Origin of the sequence: Streptomyces sp. NPDC050549 (genome assembly GCF_040655035.1) — a bacterium.
Classification (GTDB): Bacteria; Actinomycetota; Actinomycetes; order Streptomycetales; family Streptomycetaceae; genus Streptomyces.
The window spans coordinates 260,600-276,169 of the sequence record NZ_JBFAJD010000001.1 but is presented as its reverse complement, the minus strand read 5'-3'; the positions used below and the strand labels follow the sequence as shown (position 1 = coordinate 276,169).

The 15,570-nt window shown below is 70.2% G+C and carries 13 protein-coding genes; 4 read left to right on the top strand and 9 right to left on the bottom strand.

The window, feature by feature from the left end; genetic code table 11:
• Nucleotides 1–294 precede the first annotated feature (294 nt).
• The 7 genes from AB0I51_RS01245 to AB0I51_RS01215 form a co-directional block, all read right to left on the bottom strand.
• The gene (locus AB0I51_RS01245) at nucleotides 295–501 is read right to left on the bottom strand and encodes a hypothetical protein (protein ID WP_362970153.1); all 207 of its coding nucleotides are present in this window, start codon (nucleotides 499–501) and stop codon (nucleotides 295–297) included.
• Between the two features lie 118 nt (nucleotides 502–619).
• The gene (locus AB0I51_RS01240) at nucleotides 620–1,648 is read right to left on the bottom strand and encodes an aldo/keto reductase (protein WP_362970151.1); all 1,029 of its coding nucleotides are present in this window, start codon (nucleotides 1,646–1,648) and stop codon (nucleotides 620–622) included.
• 82 nt (nucleotides 1,649–1,730) lie between these two features.
• On the bottom strand, nucleotides 1,731–2,870 hold the full coding sequence (locus tag AB0I51_RS01235) for a serine hydrolase domain-containing protein (RefSeq protein WP_362970149.1): 1,140 nt from the start codon (nucleotides 2,868–2,870) through the stop codon (nucleotides 1,731–1,733).
• 117 nt (nucleotides 2,871–2,987) lie between these two features.
• Nucleotides 2,988–4,763 (bottom strand): TIGR03767 family metallophosphoesterase, encoded by a 1,776-nt coding sequence (locus AB0I51_RS01230; protein WP_362970147.1) that lies wholly within the window; start codon nucleotides 4,761–4,763, stop codon nucleotides 2,988–2,990.
• Nucleotides 4,764–5,015: 252 nt separating this feature from the next.
• On the bottom strand, nucleotides 5,016–5,465 hold the full coding sequence (locus tag AB0I51_RS01225) for an NUDIX hydrolase (RefSeq protein ID WP_362970145.1): 450 nt from the start codon (nucleotides 5,463–5,465) through the stop codon (nucleotides 5,016–5,018).
• 100 nt (nucleotides 5,466–5,565) lie between these two features.
• Complete coding sequence (locus AB0I51_RS01220; RefSeq protein ID WP_362970143.1) at nucleotides 5,566–6,456, bottom strand: pyridoxamine 5'-phosphate oxidase family protein; 891 nt, start codon at nucleotides 6,454–6,456, stop codon at nucleotides 5,566–5,568.
• A gap of 11 nt (nucleotides 6,457–6,467) precedes the next feature.
• Nucleotides 6,468–6,917, bottom strand: a complete 450-nt coding sequence (locus tag AB0I51_RS01215; protein ID WP_362970141.1) for a VOC family protein — start codon at nucleotides 6,915–6,917, stop codon at nucleotides 6,468–6,470.
• A 108-nt stretch (nucleotides 6,918–7,025) separates the two neighbouring features.
• Here AB0I51_RS01215 and AB0I51_RS01210 point away from each other — a divergent pair, with 108 nt between their 5' ends.
• Nucleotides 7,026–7,568, top strand: coding sequence for a CGNR zinc finger domain-containing protein (locus tag AB0I51_RS01210; protein WP_362970139.1), 543 nt, complete (start codon nucleotides 7,026–7,028; stop codon nucleotides 7,566–7,568).
• Nucleotides 7,569–7,697: 129 nt separating this feature from the next.
• Entirely contained in the window at nucleotides 7,698–10,991 is a 3,294-nt protein-coding gene (locus tag AB0I51_RS01205) for a S8 family serine peptidase (RefSeq protein WP_362970137.1), read from the top strand.
• A gap of 55 nt (nucleotides 10,992–11,046) precedes the next feature.
• Here the strand turns inward: AB0I51_RS01205 and AB0I51_RS01200 are convergent, their stop codons facing one another.
• Both AB0I51_RS01200 and AB0I51_RS01195 read right to left on the bottom strand, forming a co-directional pair.
• A complete protein-coding gene (locus tag AB0I51_RS01200) occupies nucleotides 11,047–11,805 on the bottom strand; it encodes a hypothetical protein (RefSeq protein ID WP_362970135.1) in 759 nt (252 codons plus the stop codon).
• Between the two features lies 1 nt (nucleotide 11,806).
• Nucleotides 11,807–12,328: a sigma-70 family RNA polymerase sigma factor gene (locus AB0I51_RS01195; protein WP_362970133.1), complete on the bottom strand. Its 522-nt coding sequence runs from the start codon at nucleotides 12,326–12,328 to the stop codon at nucleotides 11,807–11,809.
• A 235-nt stretch (nucleotides 12,329–12,563) separates the two neighbouring features.
• Here AB0I51_RS01195 and AB0I51_RS01190 point away from each other — a divergent pair, with 235 nt between their 5' ends.
• Both AB0I51_RS01190 and AB0I51_RS01185 read left to right on the top strand, forming a co-directional pair.
• Nucleotides 12,564–14,468 (top strand): TerD family protein, encoded by a 1,905-nt coding sequence (locus tag AB0I51_RS01190; protein WP_362970131.1) that lies wholly within the window; start codon nucleotides 12,564–12,566, stop codon nucleotides 14,466–14,468.
• 44 nt (nucleotides 14,469–14,512) lie between these two features.
• A complete protein-coding gene (locus AB0I51_RS01185; RefSeq protein WP_362970129.1) occupies nucleotides 14,513–15,529 on the top strand; it encodes an aspartate-semialdehyde dehydrogenase in 1,017 nt (338 codons plus the stop codon).
• Nucleotides 15,530–15,570: the final 41 nt, after the last annotated feature.

Below are 15,570 nucleotides of genomic sequence, written 5' to 3'. Positions count from 1 at the left end.
GCTCTCCCTCCTGGGGGTCTGGCTCCCCACGGGAAACTCCAGCACCGGGTCCGGCATGTCGATCGTCGGCGCGGAGCCCTCTTCTTCGTCTACGGCGACCCGCAGCCGGACCTCGTGTCCGCGTCGGCGTCCTCGATGTCACCGGGCCACCCTGAGACAAGCCGAGCTCAGTCCTCCGGTCGTACACCGCCTGTCCCGGGGCGAACGCGTACCCGGCATCCACATGGGCGGGGGACTCCTCGGCGGACTCGCCCGGAAGCTTCCGGGTCCGCCGGGTCTTCCACTGGGGGTGGTTCACGGCTGCTCCTCCTCGGCACGCAGCTCCCGCACTTTGCCACCGAGGTGTCGCGAGTACGGCTCCCCGAGAGTGGTCGGCTGTGACGCCGGCAGGTCGGCAGCTCGTTCAGCGTTGGCGTACTGCGCATCCGAAAGGAGCTCCAGCCACTGCCGGGCTTCGGGCTCGATCTCGATCTCGATCGGCCACGGGTCGCTCGCAGGCATGGCTGTACAGAAATCCATGTGGCAAGACAGCAGGGCGCCGGTACTCCGCGTACACGACTGACTACGGTCGCAGGAGCGTAAGGGCAGGGCCTCCCGGCAGCAGCTCCGGAGGCCCTGCTCAGGCCGCCGTCCGTTCCCCGAGTACCCGCCTGCGCAGTGCCGTTCGCTGAACGGCCGGCGGGGCGTACGCCATGTCGAGGGTGCCGACGTCCGTGCCGGGCGGGACCAACTCGTCTATCTGGTCGAGGAGTTCGTCCGACAGGACGGTCTCCGCACCGGCGAGCAGGTCGTCCAGGTGGGCCATCGTCCGCGGGCCGATGATCGCCGAGGTGACACCGGGGTGGGCGATCGCGAAGGCCATGGCCAGGTGGGTCAGCGGCAACCCCGCCTTCTCGGCGAGGGCCACGAGTTGTTCGACCGTGGCCAGGCGGTGTTCGTCGCTGAGGTGCTTGAAGCCGAAGCCGGAGCGGTGGGTGTCCGCCCGCGCGTCCTTGCGGTAGCGGCCGGTCAGCAGGCCGCCCGCCAGGGGGCTGTAGACCAGTGCGCCCATGCCGTGGCGCTCACAGACGGGCAGCACTTCGCGCTCGATGCCCCGGTTGAGGATCGAGTACGTCGGCTGCTCCGTGCGGAAGCGGGTCAGGCCGCGTCGCTCCGCCACCCACTGCGCCTCGACGATGTCCGACGCGGGGAAGGAGGACGTGCCGGCCGTCCGCACCTTGCCCGCGCGCACCAGGTCGGTGAGGACGGAGAGGGTTTCCTCCACGTCAGTGTCCGGGTCGGGACGGTGGATCTGGAACAGGTCGACGTGGTCCGTCTGCAGGCGGCGCAGGGAGTTCTCCAGTGCGCGCACCAGCCAACGCCTGGAATTTCCGCGCTCGTTGGGGTCGTCACCCATCGGGAGGTGTGCCTTCGTGGCCAGTACGACGTTGTCGCGGCGGCCCTTCAGCGCCTTGCCGACGATCTCCTCGGACTCGCCGCGCGAGTAGGCGTCGGCGGTGTCCACGAAGTTGATGCCCGCGTCCAGTGCCCTGTGGATGATCCGGACGGAGTCGTCGTGGTCGGGGTTGCCGATCGCACCGAACATCATCGCGCCCAGGCAGTAGGGGCTGACCTTGATACCGGTGCGGCCCAGCGTGCGGTAGTGCATGGCTCTCCTCGGGGGGACAGATAAGCGGAACAGCGTTCCGGAACACCATACGGAACGCCGTTCCGCTTATGCAAGGGAACCCCTACTTACCGCAGAACTCCCCCACCACCACCGCCCCCGCGTCCCCCGACCAGTCCCCGTTGAAGTTGAACGCCAGCGAGTGGCGGCCGTCCGGCGTCGCCACCACCACCGACGACGAGCCGTGGATGCCGCCGTCGTGGCCCCAGAGGTGGACACCGCAGGGCAGCTTGATGTCGGAGATACCGAGGCCGTAGCGCGTGGTGGGGCTGTCGCCCGCCGGTACCGTCGTCTGCATCTCCTTGAGCTGCTTCGCCGGGAGGAGCTTTCCGCCGAGCAGCGCGCCGTAGAAGCGGTCCAGGTCGGCGGAGTCGGAGATCATCTCGCCCGCGGAGGAGGCGATGGACGGGTTCAGCTTCGTGACGTCGTACGTCGGGCCCTTCGTCTCCTCCGCCAGCTTGCTGTAGGCGCGGCTGCTGGGGCTCGGCACCGTCACCTTCGTGCCGGGGAGTGAAGTCGCTCTCAGGTGCAGGGGGTTGATGATGCGGTCGCGGATCTCCGCCGCGTACGAGTGGCCGGTGACCTGCTGGATGACCATCCCGGCGAGGACGTAGTTCGTGTTGGAGTAGTGCCACGACACGCCCGGCGCGAAGTCCGGCTTGTGGGACATGGCTATCGCCACCAGTTCGGCCGGGGTCTTCGTGTCGTAACGGTGCTGGAAGAAGCCGTCCTTGGTGAAGTACGCGCGGCCGAAGTCGTCGTCCTGCGTGTAGTTGTAGATGCCGCTGGTGTGGTTCAGGAGCTGGCGGACGGTGATCTTGCCGCCGTCGTTGCCGTTGCCCCGGACCACGCCCGGCAGCCACTTCTCCACCGTGTCGTCGAGCGACAGGCGGCCCTCCGCCTCCAGTTGGAGCAGCACCGTCGACACGAAGGCCTTGGTGATGCTGCCGATCCGGTAGCGGTCGTCGGCCGAACGCGGCTTGCCGGTACGGAGGTTGCCCACACCGGCTGTCGCCGACCAGGTGGCGCCGCCGTCCTTCACCGTCGCGGTGACGCCGGGTACGCCGTCCTGCACGGCCGCCCGGAGTGCCTCCCGTGTCGCCGTGTGGTCCTTGCCCGCGGGCTCCGCCGCCGGCGCGGGTCCCGCCAGTGCGACCGACAGCGCCACCGCCGTCGCACCCATCACCGCCGTACGAACTGCCATGTCTTCCCCCTTCGTTGAGCCCTGTCGAAGGCTCGGTCGGGGGAAGGGACACAGCCACGCGATGCGAAGGTTGCTCCGGTGCACGTCAGTTGAGCGTGTTTCAGCCGTTCTGAAGGCTCAGCCCTTCTTGAGGATCAGCTCGGTGTTGCGGTCCTTCGCGTCGCCGCCCAGGACCGTGCTGGAGCCCGGCGCGTTGTAGGAGAGTTCGCGGTAGAGGGCCGCGAGGCCGGTCTGGGTGAGGTCGGAGAAGTCGGTGCGGTGCGGGGCCGCGGACTCGATGAGCGTGGTGAAGAGGGAGAGCGTGCCGTCCTTGTTGTCCACCAGCTCGATGACGCGGGCGAGTTGGGGATAGTCGACGTGCGAGGCGGTGGAGATCTCCCAGAAGCTGCGGCCGTCGGGCGCCGCGTGCGGAGTGATGACGTTGCGGTGGATGTGGCCGTTGACCCAGGCCAGCACGTTCGGGTGACTGCCGAGGAGGGAGACGACCGCCGAGCCCTCGTAGCGGCGCTCGGTGGGGTGCGCCGGGTCGGGGCGGGTGTTGTCCATCGTCTTGCTGGTGTGGTGGCTGAAGATCACCGCGTACGAGTCCTTGTTGTCGCGGAGCGTCTTGTCCAGCCACCTCAACTGCGTTGCCCCGATGGACCCTTCGTAGTGACCGCCCGCGTCCGTGGTGTCGAGGCTGATGCCGATCACGTCGTCGGCGATACGGAACGCGTAGTACTGCGTGCCCGCGTCGACGTTCGCGGAGGAGTAGCCGTGGCCGACCGGACCGAGGCCCTGGTAGGCCGGGTCCAGGTGGGCCTTGAGGTACTCGGCGGAGGTGTAGGGGGCGCGGTTCTCGTCCGGGGTGATCGAGCGCGCGGAGCGGGCGTGGGCCTTGAGGAAGTCGCGGTAGCCGGTGCCCTTGGGGTCCTTGGCGTCCCGGATGGAGTTCTGGAGCTTCTTCGCCTCGGCCGCGGTCGCGGTCATCAACTTCTTGCCGCCGATGGCGAGTTCGGTGAGGTACGGGTCGGCGTGCGAGCCGAAGCAGCCGAGCGGGAGCGCGTCGTGGTTGCCGACCGTGGAGTACCAGGGCAGGTTGAGGCCGGGGCTGCGGACCTCGCGGATCGCGGCGGCCAGGAAGCCCCCCAGGTGCGGGAAGCCGAGCTGCTTGTCGCCGTCGCGCACGGTGGAGTCGGGCTGCCAGTACAGCTTGAGGCCGCTGTTCTGGACGCCCTCGTAGTGGCGCGGGTCACCGGTGTTGGGGGTGAACCGGCCGCCGCTCATGATCTTCATGAACCATTCCAGCTCGGACTTGGCGTTGTTGTCCGTGTTGTCGCCGGTGGTCATCACGAAGTGCAGCGGGGAGCCGGTCACCGGGGCGCCGCGCAGCGCGTTGACCCGCTCGACCAGCGAGATCCCGCCCTGCACGGTGAGCGCCTCGTGCGGGCGCCAGGCGTGCTTGTCGGTCGAGCGCAGGTACTCCAGGCGCAGCGGGTGCTGGCTGTCCATCAGGTGCAGGTCGGTGAACTGCACGAACGACGCGAGTGCCGTACGGCGGCCCGCGCGCCCGGACTTGGCGGCGGCGAGGTCGGCGCGCACGACGCGCTTCCAGCCGGCGCCGTCGCCGAGGCGGCGGTAGCCGGAGTGGGTGCGCGGGGCGGCGACCGTGGCGAGGGTGGTGCCCTTGGTGTACGGGGCCAGGGGTGCGGCCGGTGCCTTGCGGGACTGGGCCACGGGTGCCTCGGCGGCGGCGTTGGCGGCATGGGTGGCGTCGTTCGTGGCGGCCTGGCTGTCGGTGGGCCGCAGGGCGTAGCCCACGCCCGCGGAGACGGACACGGCCGCGGTGGCGGCGAGGACGGTACGGCGGTTGACCCCCAGCGCGGAGCTGGCGACAGAGCGTGTGCGCGACATGGCGCGATCTCCCCGAGTACGAACTGCGTCGGCAGTGGTCGCGGGTGTTCGCGTCGACCGGTTTTCGATCGCGGTCGCGAACTGCCCGCTCGTACTGGATGCTTGGCATCGGGGATGACCTGCGCGTAAACGAGACGGCAACGCGTAGCGCCGATCACCGTACGTGGATCTTGGCGCCCCCTGTGCGTTCGTGAACGCTCGTCGAGCCGCCGGGAGGTGGCTACTCAGCGTTCATCTGCCGGGGTACTGAAGCTATTCCGGGACGCGTCCCACGGCCGGCCGCTCGCGCCACAGCCGCAGCGCGACGTCGATCAACCGGACGCGGCGCAGACCCAACACGTCGTCCAGCGGATGCCAGGCGGCCATGTCGGTGGAGCCGCCGATCTCGTTGCGGAGCTCGCCGCCGAGGATCCGGCCCTCGTAGACGAGCCGGAGGCCGTGTTGGTCCACCTTGCGTCGGTAACTCCATGGAATGACGTGGTGGATCGAGTTCATGCCGAGGAAACCGGTGACCTCGATGTGGTAACCGGTCTCCTCCTCAAGCTCCCTGACGACCGTGTCGTTCGGATGCTCGCCGTGGTCCATGCCACCGCCGGGCAGCACCCACTCGTACCCCCCGCCCGCGGCCGGTGACCGGGCGAGCAGGAGCTGTCCGTCCCGGACGCAGACGGCATAGGCGGCGACCCTCAGTTTCTTGCGCACTCGGAGAAGCTAGGCGCTTCGCCGGGGGTGGCGCAGGTGGATTTTCGGCTGACGCGCCGTCGTGGCCGGCCGCGCGGTTCCCCGCGCCCCTTCAGGGCGCTCAACGCGACGGAGTCGGATTGGCAGGTGAGTATTCCGGGGCGGACCAGCGCAGGGGGAGCGCTGTGGGGGTCTCTACGGCCTCGTCGAGAGTGAAGCGCACCCTGCGTTCTCCGTCCTCCCCGAACTCCGTCCGTGCCTCGCCGGTGAGTTGGAGGGTCGTGCCCGTCGTCCAGTCAAGGAAGAGGAGTCCCGCGCGGGGGTCGGTGAGGAGGTTGCCCAGGCTGAGGAACATGGCGTTGCCCGGGTAGTCCGGCCAGGTCAGTTCGCGGGGCGAAACGGCTTGTACGAAGCCGGAGTTGCCGCCCCGGTGGCTGGCGTCGGCGCCGTGCTGGTGGACGGTGGCGAGGAAGAAGGTGTCGGCCGCCGCGATGAACTCGGTCTGGGCGGCGGTCAGTTCACGGCCGCGCCGGGCGGCTGCCGGCACGCGGTCCATGACCGTCTCGTACGACGCTCTCCGCTGGATGTACTTGGGGCAGTTGGAGAACACCCGCTCCGCCTCGATCGCGAACCCCCGCGCGGTGGAACGGAGTCGGCCGTCGACTCGCATACGGCGGCGGGTGCGGGGGTCGAGGGCGATCGTGCCGACCGGCAGGTCCCGTGCGCCGGTGAGGGCCGGGACCAGGGGGTCGGCCGGGAGTGTGCCGCCGGTGACCGAGATCTGGTGGGGGCCTGTCGCCCGGACGAAACCGGGTGGGCCGGTGAGCGGGGAGGCCCAGACCCGGTCCGTCGCCGGGTCGGCGGCGCCCAGGATCAGGAGGGGCTGGAGTTCCAGGAAGGCGGCGGCCACGGGTTTGATGCCCTGGCCGATGATCTGGCCGACGCGATCGGCGATGTCACGCACTCCCGCCCGGTCCTGCACAGCACGGGACCCCGCGTGATACGTCCGCATGGCGGCCATGGCTAGAAGAAGCCGCAGGTCGGGACTTCGGCGTGCGGGGCCGGGGCGTGCTCGGCGCCGCTCGGCACGGAGATCTCCAGGCGGGTGCCGTCCGGGTCGTGGAAGAAGATGCCGCCGGAGGCCGCGCCCTCGCGATGGGCGACCACACCTTCGTACGCGAACTCGGCGCCGTAGGCCTTGAGCGCCTCCTCGTAGCGCTCGACCCGCTCGATCGAGTCGGCCGCGAACGCCAGGTGGTGGAGGCCGACGCGGTCGCCGCCGTAGGACTCCCGCGCCTGCTGCCAGAGGGTGAGGACGGGGTGGTCGCCGCCGTCGCCGAGGAACGCGTACCGGCGGTCGTCGTCCTCCTTGCCCTCGGCGAGTACCGCGAAGCCGAGGACGTCCCGGTAGAAGGCGAGCGAGCGGTCGAGGTCGGTGACGTTCAGGCCGATGTGGCCGGCGTGCAGGGTCATGGGAAGCCCTCCTTTGATCTAACCGTCGTCAATGACATTAGTGGTTAGAATTGAGAGGGTCAACCGGTCACGTAGTCTTGACCGGTTAGATCAGAAGGGAGCATCTCCGTGACTACGACCTCCGACCCCCGCCCGCTCGCCGGCGAGCCGCTCGCGCTCGACCTGCTCAACACGCGGTGGATGAAGGAGGGCTCCGTCCAGGACCTGCTCACCGACGTCGACGGGCTCGGCGTGTGGCTGGCCGCGAACGGGCTGGACGGCGGGCACTCCCCCGACACCAGGATGCTGAGCCACACCCTCCAGGCCCGCGAGGCACTGAGGACAACCGTCGACGGGTCACTGCGCGAGGGGGCACCGCTCGTCGACGCCGTACTCCGGAACGGACGCATCCGGGCCACGCTCACCGCCGAAGGCCCCGGCGAGATCCCCGAGTTCGACGACCCCCGGTGGGGCCCCGGCTGGCTCGCCGCCCGCAACTACCTGGAGTTGCTCGCCGCCGCCCCCGACCGCATCCGCCGCTGCGCCCACGAGGCGTGCATCCTGCACTTCTACGACACGTCGAGGAACGGCACCCGCCGCTGGTGCTCGATGGCGGCCTGCGGCAACCGCGCGAAGGCGTCCCGCCACTACACGCGCGTCAAGGAGTCCTGAACCCCCTGCCCAATAGGGGGTTTTCCCCATACGTTCATATCGTTTCGGTCAACACTTCCCAAACAACTGTCCCTTGGGTAAAGCTGTGCGCTCGTCCGGCACTGGATTCTTCACCTACAAGGGATGCCGATGACCCTCACCCCCAAGAGACGCGTGGCCCGAATATCCGTGGCCGCCGGTCTCGTCGCCGCGCTGTCCGCGGCCGGGCCGATACCCATGGCCTTCTCCGCGGATGCCCCGTCCAGCACGGCGCCCACGGACGGGACCGTCAAGTCCGCCGCCGCCAAACTCGGTTCGGACGACGCCGATCTGCTCGCCACGGCCAAGGCCGACGGCGACAAGAACGTCACGATGATGATCGCGACCGCTCCGGGCCAGACCGAGCAGGTCGCCGACCAGCTGGACGCGGTCAAGGGCGGCTCGGTGGGCCGTACTTACGACAAGCTCGGCTACGTCCGCGCCACCGTCCCGACGGGCAGGGCGGACTCGGCGATCGCCGCCGCCGCGAAGCTGTCCTCGGTGCACGCGATCGACCTGCGCCAGGAGATCGCGCTCGACGACCCGACCCCGAGCGCGGACACCGCGAAGGGCGCCGCCAAGGCGACGAAGACCGTCACCTACTCGGGGCCGAGCAGGACCACCCCCGCCGAGAACCCGTACAACCCGTCCTTCGAGACGGGCGCCGTCGACTTCGTGAAGAAGAACCCGAAGGCGGACGGCCGGGGCATCACCATCGGCATCCTCGACTCCGGCGTCGACCTCGGCCACCCGGCGCTGCAGAAGACCACCACCGGCGAGCGCAAGATCGTGGACTGGGTCACCTCGACCGACCCGGTCAACGACGGCGACGCCACCTGGCGGCAGATGACCAGGGCGGTCTCCGGCCCGGAGTTCTCGATCACCACGGTCAGCCAGGGCACCGAGACCTTCAAGGCGCCCACGGGCGACTACAAGTTCAGCTACTTCGCCGAGTCCGCCACCACCGGCGGCGACATGGCCGGCGACCTGAACCGCGACGGCGACACCAAGGACGTCTGGGGTGTGCTCTACGACCCCGCCGCCGGCACCGTCCGCGTCGACCTGAACGACAACCTCGACTTCACCGACGACACCCCGATGAAGCCGTACAAGGACGGCTACCAGATCGGCTACTTCGGGACGGACGACCCGGCGACCGACGTCGTCGAGCGCATCCCGTTCGTCGTCGAGATCCGCAAGGACGTCGTCTACAACGCGTCCGGCGCGAAGGCGGACTACGTCAACATCGGTGTCATCGAGTCCGAGCACGGCACCCACGTCGCCGGTATCACCGCGGCCAACGGCCTGTTCGGCGGCAGGATGAACGGCGCGGCCCCGGGCGCGAAGATCGTCTCCTCGCGGGCCTGCACCTGGACCGGCGGCTGCACCAACGTGGCGCTCACCGAGGGCATGATCGACCTCGTCGCCAACCGCGGTGTCGACATCGTCAACATGTCGATCGGCGGCCTGCCCGCACTGAACGACGGCAACAACGCGCGCGCCGAGCTGTACACACGGCTCATCGACACCTACGGCGTGCAGCTCGTGATCTCGGCCGGCAACTCCGGTCCGGGCGCCAACACGATCGGCGACCCCGGCCTGGCCGACAAGGTGATCTCGGTCGGCGCGGCCATCTCCAAGGAGACCTGGGCCGCCAACTACGGCTCGCAGGTGGCGAGGAAGTACCAGCTGCTGCCGTTCTCCTCGCGCGGCCCGCGTGAGGACGGCGGCTTCACGCCGACGCTCGTCGCGCCCGGTGCCTCGATCAACTCCACCCAGACCTGGCTGCCGGGCTCCCCGGTCGCCGAGGCGGGCTACAAGCTGCCGGCCGGCTACTCGATGCTCCAGGGCACCTCGATGGCCTCCCCGCAGGCCGCGGGCGCCTCGGCGCTGCTGCTGAGCGCCGCCAAGCAGAGGCACATCGCCCTCACCCCGGCGACCCTGCGCACGGCGCTGACCTCAACCGCCCATCACATCAAGGGCGTTCAGGCATACGAGGAGGGCGCGGGCCTCATCGACATCGTGGACGCGTGGCAGTCCATCAGGGACGGCGCCACGTCTCACGACTACACCGTCAAGGCTCCCGTCGACACCGCGATCGACTACGCGCTGAAGACCCCGGGCTTCGGCACGGGACTGTACGACCGCGAGGGCGGCCTCAAGGCCGGCGCGAAGAAGACGTACGACGTCGTCATCACGCGAACCACCGGGGCGGACAAGGCCGTTCGGCACGAGCTGGGCATCGCGAACAACGCCGGCGGCACCTTCCGGATCGTCGGTTCGGACGAGGTCAAGCTGCCGCTGAACCAGCCGGTGACCGTCAAGGTGCAGGCGGCGCCGAAGAGTTCGGGCATCAAGAGCGCGATCCTGGAGGTCGACGACCCGAAGACCGAGGGCGTCGACAAGCAGATCCTGACGACGGTCGTGGTCTCCACTCCGGTCGACTACGCCTACTCCAAGTCGAGTTCGGTGCAGCGCAACAGCACTCAGTCGTACTTCCTGACCGTCCCCGAGGGTGCCAAGGCCTTCGAGGTCGCGATCAGCGGGCTGAAGGACAAGAGCCAGACGCGGTTCATCTCCATCCACCCGTACGGCGTTCCGGTCGAGGACACCGGCACCCCGTACTGCTACAACAACTACCTCGACGGCAACGGCTGCAAGCCCGACGTGCGCTCGTACGCCGACCCGCAGGCCGGTGTCTGGGAGATCGAGGTCGAGTCGCGCCGCACCTCGCCGCTGCTCGACAACCCGTACAAGCTGGACGCCACCGTTCTCGGCGCGGCCTTCGACCCGGAGACCGTGACCGTGCCCGAGGCCAAGGTCGGCGTCCCGGCCACCGCCTCGTGGAAGGTGACCAACAACTACGCGGCACTGGACGGCACGTTGAAGGGCGGCCCGCTCGGCTCCTCGCTGACCGCGCGGCCCACCATCACCGAGGGCGTCACCCAGACCACCACGGTCGACGTGCCCGCCGGCGCCACCTCCCTGGACGTGTCCATCGGCAACGTCTCGGACACGGCGGCGGACCTGGACCTGACGGTGAAGAACGCCGCCGGTACGGTCGTCGGACAGTCCGCCGACGGCGACTCGGAGGAGGCGGTCTCGGTCGCCAACCCTGCCGCCGGGACCTACACGATCGAGGTCGCGGGCTACTCGGTGCCGTCCGGGTCGACCGCGTACGACTACCTGGACGTGTTCTACTCGGCCGCGCTCGGCACGGTCACCGTCGACGACTCGACGCCGGTCAAGCTCGGCACGGGCGCCTCGGCGACCGTCTCCGGCAGCGTCACCGCCCTCGCGGCGGCTCCGGCGGGCCGTGAGTTCTTCGGCCGGGTCCAGCTGGTCAACGCCCACGGCACGGTCGCGGGCCTGGGCAGCGTGAAGATCGAGAAGGTCACGTCGTAGCACGACGTACGACAGACGGGGCGGGCGTCCGTGCGGGCGCCCGCCCTTCTCGCTCTCAGCCGGGCGGGCAGGTGGCCGTGCCCGCGCCGGCTCCGGTGAGTGCCTCGACGATCGCGGCCCGGTCCGCGGCGACGGCGTCGTCGCCCACGGCCCACAGGTTCGCCGTGTCCGAGCCCTTCGGGACACCGACCAGCACATGCTGCCCCTGGCGCGGCGCCGGACTCGTCCCGGCGGCCAGCACCACCGTGACGTGGGCCGGGCCGTGCGCGGGCCGGTAGGAGCGGGTGACGGCGAGTGTGATCCGCTTGCGGGGGTCGGAGCCCGGCTGCACCTCGGTCACGGTCCCCTCGACGAGCAGGCGGGAGCAGGCCACGTACAGGCCCGGGTCGGACAGCGCGCCCGGGACCTTGGAGCCCCCGCCGGAGCCGCCCGCCACCTTGGAACCGGAGTCCGCGCTGCTGCTCGACGCGGAGTTGACACCCCCGCTCTGCGCGACCAGCCAGGCGAGCCCGGTGATCATCCCCGCCACCACCGCGAACGCGAGCGTGCCGTAGGCGAGGGCGCGCAGGGCCGGACGGCGCCGCCGGGCGGGACGCGGTGTGCGCACGGGCTCCGGTTCCGGCCGCGGCGGCGGTGCGGAGAGCGCCTCCCCGATGATCCCCAACTGCTCCCGCAACAGCGCCACATCGGCCGTCGCGGCCCGGTGCTCGGCCAGGTAGGCGGCGTCCGCGCGGGCCGCCTCCGGCACCGGCTCGCCCGTGATCGCGGCCATCAGCGCGTCCACGCCGTCGTACTCCTCGTTCTGCGTGGCCACGTCACACCACCTCGTCCTCGTGCAGGCGGTCGCGCAGCGCGCGGACCGCCGTGTGCAGCCTGCTCTTGACCGTGCCCTCCGGGATGCCCAGCTCGTCCGCTATGGAACGCACCGGCAGATCGGCGAAGAAGCGGAGGACGAGGACCTGGCGCTGCTGGTCGGGCAGCTCGTCCAGGCCCTGGGCCACCGCCAGGGACAGGACGCTCGTGTCCTCGCCCGAGGGGTGCGCCAGCTGGCGCAGGGAGGCCAGCCGCTCCCCCACCCGCTCCTGCCGGCGCCTGGCCCGGTGCCAGTCCATGGCGAAGTTCGAGGCGACGACCGCCGCCCACGCCGAGACGTCGCGCGGCGCCTCGTCGCCCTTCGCCGCCCGCTCCAGCAACCTCAGCCGCACCTGCTGGACCCCGTCCGGCAGATCCGCCTGCGGCACCCCGCCGAGCGCGAGCACCGCCCGCACCCGCCGCTCCTGGGCCGCGTCCAGTGGATCATCGCCCTCCCGGACCCGACGGGCCGTTCTGCGCAGCACAAGCCACCCCCCTTCCCGCGTTTCCTCTACGACGCCGCAGCGCACGGAAACGTTCGGCCCACGGCGACGGAGTTTCCCGAACCATCGGCTTCCGCATATTTCCCCCTCGACTTCACATGATCACCACTGTCAGCATGTGTCCCGTGACGCATATCGCCAAGGGCGCCAACATCCCTGTCCCGCAGGTCTGTTGAGGGTCGCCGTCTGTCGCCGGAACGTCCCGGGAACGCCTGCCGTGGACGCCTCGGCGTTGCTGCTCGACGCGGTCGGCAACGTGCGTGGGGACACCGACCTCGTCTTCTGCAACCAGCCGGCGCATCCCTCGGGAGCCGTACGGCACGCGGGCACGGGCAAGGGCGAGGGGCAGTTCGCCGAATGGCTGGAGGTGGAGCTGCAGCGCGTGGAGCCCGAGGTGCAGCGGGTACTGATCGCCGGGTCCTGCGACGGCGGGGACTTCGGCCAGGTACCCGGCCTCGTCGTGCGGGCGATGACCAGTGACGGCGCGGTCGTCGCGCACTACGACGTGACCGACGCGTCGAGCGAGACCGCCTTCGTGCTGGGCGAGTTCTACCGGCGCGACGGGGCGTGGAAGTTCCGGGCGGTGGGGCAGGGGTACGCGTCGGGACTCGCGGGGCCGGCGACGGACTTCGGCATCGCGGTGGCCGAGCCGGCGCCCGCGCCGACGCCCGCGGCCACGGCCGCCTTCCCCTTCGGGGCCGATTTCCCGGCCCACGTCCAGGAGGGCCGGGGCAACGGCGTGGTGTCCGTGGCCGTACCGCTGCCGCCCGGGCCGGTGATCGTCGAGGCCTGGCACGACGGCGAGGGCTACTTCTCGATACACACGCTCGACAAGCGCAACAAGGACGACGACTTCGTCTGCAGCAGCACTCTGTACGACTTCCGTGGCCGCGCCCTCGTCCACCCGCCGCAGGACCGCCCCCTGCGGCTGAGCCTGAAGGCCGAGAACACCTGGAAGGTCCTGGTGCAGCCACTGCCGGTGGCCCGCGTCCTCGGTCCCGGCCCGCTCCAGGGCTACGGCCCCGAGGTCGTCGCCCACACCGGTACGGCGGCCGACCTCGACGCCGAGTTCGCGGGCGACGAGAACGGACAGGGCTACTTCAGCCTCTCGTACCTGGAGGCGGACCAGCTGAACGACCGGAGCGAGATCCGGCTGCTCATCAGCGCCACCGGCCCGCTGCGTCAGACGGCTCCCGTGCCGGACGGCCCCCTGCTGCTGCTCCTTAAAGCGGACGGCCCCTGGCAGCTGACGGCCCGGCCGCTGACCGCCTCCACCGAGCCGGTGGCGAAGGTCTCCACGCCCACGCCCACGCCCACGCCCACACCCGCACCCGCACCCGTGGCTCAGGCCCAGATGCCGATCGCCGATCCCCCCGTCACCAAGGACTCCACCGGCTCCCCCCTCCACAAGGGCCGCGGCGAGCAGACGATCACGCTCGTCAACCCGCGGCCCGGCCGTCGCTTTCCCGGCCGGCCAGGCCGAGCAGCGCGTACGCGTCCAGTGCTCGGGCAAGTGGACCCTGCGCCTGCTGCCCGAGGAGGACGCGCCGCTGTTCACGGGCACGGCCGAGGGCAAGGGCACCACGGTGCTGCGCTACCAGGGCCCGCCGACGCTGATGACCGTACGGCGGACCTCACGCGACGACGCGAAACTCGTCGTGAAGGCCCTGAACCACCCCTACGGCAAGTCGGCCGCCGTCGCCGACACGCTGTGGCGCAAGCGCCCCGTCCTGGGCCCGGTCTGGGTGGATCCCGGCGGTTCCTGCTTCCTCGTCGTCCACGCCGCCGAGGACACGAAGTGGCACCTGGAGCAGGCCCCGCTGGACGCGGCACCGGTGCTGGCCGCGCGGACCCCCGGCGACCGGTACGGAGTCGTACGTCACATCGGGCCCGAGGCGGAGATGGTGCTCGCCGACACCAGCAGCATGTTCGTCTACGAACTGGACGAAAATCTCTTCCCGGTCCGCAAGATGAACACAACTTCCTCTCCGAACCGGATATCGAAGTCGATCCTTCACGTCAGGTCGATGGGCGAGTGGGTGATCGAACTCCGCGACTGACCGTGTGCCCGTCCAGCACCTGGGCAAAGGATTGGACATACCCGCCTGGGTGGGACGCATGATGGAAACGCCCAGGCCACGCAACCGCCATCAAGAAGGAGTCACCGTGAGGGTCGGAATCGTCGGAGCCACCGGTCAGGTCGGCACGGTCATGCGCAGGATCCTCGTCGAGCGGAACTTTCCGACGACCGAGCTGCGTCTGTTCGCCTCGGCCCGTTCGGCGGGGACGGTCCTCGACGGTGTGACGGTGGAGGACGCGGCCACCGCCGACTACTCCGGCCTGGACATCGTGCTGTTCTCGGCGGGCGGCGCCACCTCGAAGGCACTGGCCGAGAAGGTCGCCGCGCAGGGCGCCGTCGTCATCGACAACTCCTCGGCCTGGCGCAAGGACCCGGACGTACCCCTCGTGGTCTCCGAGGTGAACCCGCACGCGATCGTCGACCGCCCCAAGGGCATCATCGCCAACCCGAACTGCACGACGATGGCCGCGATGCCGGTCCTGAAGCCGCTGCACGCGGAGGCGGGACTTGAGGCGCTGGTCGTCGCCACCTACCAGGCGGTGTCCGGTTCCGGTGTGGCCGGGGTGGCCGAGCTGCACGGCCAGGCGCTGAAGGTCGTCGCCGACGCGGACAAGCTCACCCACGACGGCTCGGCGGTCGACTTCCCCGAGCCGCAGGTCTACAAGCGCCCGATCGCCTTCAACGTGCTGCCGCTCGCGGGCTCGATCGTCGACGACGGCCTGAACGAGACCGACGAGGAGCAGAAGCTCCGCAACGAGTCCCGCAAGATCCTGGAGATCCCGGAGCTGAAGGTCTCCGGCACCTGCGTCCGGGTCCCGGTCTTCTCCGGCCATTCCCTCCAGGTCAACGCCCGCTTCGCCCGCCCGATCACGGCCGAGCGCGCGACGGAGCTGCTCGGCGGCGCGCCGGGGGTGGCCCTGAGTGACATCCCGACCCCCCTCCAGGCCGCCGGCCAGGACCCGTCCTACGTCGGCCGCATCCGTGCCGACGAGACGGTCGACCACGGCCTCGCCCTCTTCATCTCCAACGACAACCTCCGCAAGGGCGCCGCGCTGAACGCGGTACAGATCGCGGAGCTGGTGGCGGCGGAGCTGCAGAGCTGACGCCCGCCGGGAGTTCTTCGCCCCCGCCACCCCTACCCGTC

What these genes read in the sequence shown, in the direction of transcription:
- AB0I51_RS01245 (WP_362970153.1), bottom strand. Translation starts at nt 501, where the DNA reads ATGCCTGCGAGCGACCCGTGGCCGATCGAGATCGAGATCGAGCCCGAA.
- AB0I51_RS01240 (WP_362970151.1), bottom strand. Translation starts at nt 1,648, where the DNA reads ATGCACTACCGCACGCTGGGCCGCACCGGTATCAAGGTCAGCCCCTAC.
- AB0I51_RS01235 (WP_362970149.1), bottom strand. Translation starts at nt 2,870, where the DNA reads ATGGCAGTTCGTACGGCGGTGATGGGTGCGACGGCGGTGGCGCTGTCG.
- AB0I51_RS01230 (WP_362970147.1), bottom strand. Translation starts at nt 4,763, where the DNA reads ATGTCGCGCACACGCTCTGTCGCCAGCTCCGCGCTGGGGGTCAACCGC.
- AB0I51_RS01220 (WP_362970143.1), bottom strand. Translation starts at nt 6,456, where the DNA reads ATGCGGACGTATCACGCGGGGTCCCGTGCTGTGCAGGACCGGGCGGGA.
- AB0I51_RS01215 (WP_362970141.1), bottom strand. Translation starts at nt 6,917, where the DNA reads ATGACCCTGCACGCCGGCCACATCGGCCTGAACGTCACCGACCTCGAC.
- AB0I51_RS01205 (WP_362970137.1), top strand. Translation starts at nt 7,698, where the DNA reads ATGACCCTCACCCCCAAGAGACGCGTGGCCCGAATATCCGTGGCCGCC.